Origin of the sequence: Porphyromonas bennonis DSM 23058 = JCM 16335 (assembly GCF_000375645.1) — a bacterium.
Classification (GTDB): Bacteria; Bacteroidota; Bacteroidia; order Bacteroidales; family Porphyromonadaceae; genus Porphyromonas_A; species Porphyromonas_A bennonis.
The window spans coordinates 1-1,647 of sequence record NZ_AQWR01000083.1; the positions used below are offsets into that span (position 1 = coordinate 1).

A 1,647-nucleotide genomic window follows, 5' to 3' on the forward strand; every position below is an offset into this window, starting at 1 on the left:
GAATTGTAGACGTTCTCGAAGCGTAGCGAGAGGTTGTCTGCATCTCTCGGCGAGGTAAAGAAACAATCAGCAAAGCTATAGAGACTTACAACACCATTCGCCCCCATATGAGCATCGACTATATGACTCCACAAGAAGCTAGGGAATGTACGGGTCCCCTGAAGAAACGATGGCGCAGCTATCGTGAAGACGCAATTCAGAAAGCTCGAAAAGACAAGGAGTCAAAGGAGCTAGTAACCAACTAAATAGAACTTATTTCAGCAAAGAGAGAAGAGACTGGATTTTTCATTTTCAATCGGAACACAAAGAGCGGCAACGCACCTGACACACCAAACGCCCTCCGCTCTGCTACAGGCGTTTGGCTTAGTCAGTTGCATTACCGACGGGGTGTTTATCCGATTTGAAAAAGAAAAAAACAAGCCCGGGGTATACCACGAAAAACTACCCCAAACTACCAGAGTCAACTAAAATCAGTACCTTTGAAAAGTCGAGACAACTCATTCTAGTTTGACGACGAAAACGATGTCAACCGACATCCGTTTCAGCAAAAAAATAAGTCAACCATTTTCAGGGAACGACAAGAAAATAAACAGAAGGCCAAGAGAAAAATTAAATTTTGATACCCCTAAATACAAATTCTTCGAAAACTTTCCATAAATTTGCATTTGCTGTTGGACTCTACAAAATTGGTTTTACCTAGTTTAAAAAAGAAATTATAATGAAAACATGGAGGCTAAGAATATGAAGATTAATAATGAATGTTGCTGTGGATGCAAGACAGAAAAGCCGGATCAAATTAAAGACAATTGTCCTGTATGTAATAATGAAGGGATTTCCGTTAGTAAAGTAACTGTTGAACATCTAGTGGTAGATGATTATCGTAATGCTGTTAACGGAGATCAATATAAGATTTGCATGAACGAGGACTGCGACGTTGTTTACTATAACTTAGATAATGAAATAAAATTCTTGAAAGACCAAGTTAGAGTTCCTATCTGGTTTAAGAAAGATGCAGATCCTAAGTATGCTTGTTATTGTAGCGAAGTCACAGAAAATCAGGTAATTGAAGCAGTTGTAAAGCATGGCGCGAAATCCGTAAAAGAAGTAAATGCCATCACTGGGGCAATGAAAAATTCTAATTGTAAAGAAAACAATCCGTTGGGAGTTTGTTGTCATAAGATTATTCAGGAAGCTATCGATAAAGGCTTGAAAATGAAATAATTACAGTCGATATGTTCCTACAAACGAGAGCCAATCTTTGATATGTTTCCATCTACGAGCGTGGATATGTTCCCCATATCCATAGGGGTTTAGACTGTAGTATTGATGTCAAGAAAATAGAATAACAAGCTATAAAACTTATAAAATCAATGGCTTATAGGATTTTAGATGAAATCAGTTCTATAATAAATTAAAAATCGTGTTGGTAGAAAAATCGTCTACTTCTACCAACACGATTTTAGGCTAATTCGCATTTTGATGTGCTGGGATGGGGAGGAAAAAGAGATTACCTTTGTTGAAGGGACAATAGATAACAGATTAGGCAGTAGTATTAGCGTATGGAAACAGCAGAGATAACGGAGCTGATATCGGCATTTGTCCCGGAGGAGATCCTCCGCGACTTCGAGCTGAAGGAGGTGAAAAAGG

General features: G+C 38.5%; 2 protein-coding genes. Both read left to right on the forward strand.

Annotation, left to right across the window (positions count from 1 at the left end):
- The first annotated feature begins 65 nt into the window (after nucleotides 1–65).
- Entirely contained in the window at nucleotides 66–245 is a 180-nt protein-coding gene (locus B088_RS08840; protein ID WP_483823573.1) for a hypothetical protein, read from the forward strand.
- 496 nt (nucleotides 246–741) lie between these two features.
- Nucleotides 742–1,221 (forward strand): Csac_0668 family 2Fe-2S cluster-binding (seleno)protein, encoded by a 480-nt coding sequence (locus tag B088_RS08155; RefSeq protein WP_000700631.1) that lies wholly within the window; start codon nucleotides 742–744, stop codon nucleotides 1,219–1,221.
- Nucleotides 1,222–1,647 lie beyond the last annotated feature (426 nt).

Excerpts from the sequence above, each read along its gene's own strand:
- B088_RS08155 (WP_000700631.1), top strand. The coding sequence starts at position 742 with ATGAAGATTAATAATGAATGTTGCTGTGGATGCAAGACAGAAAAGCCG.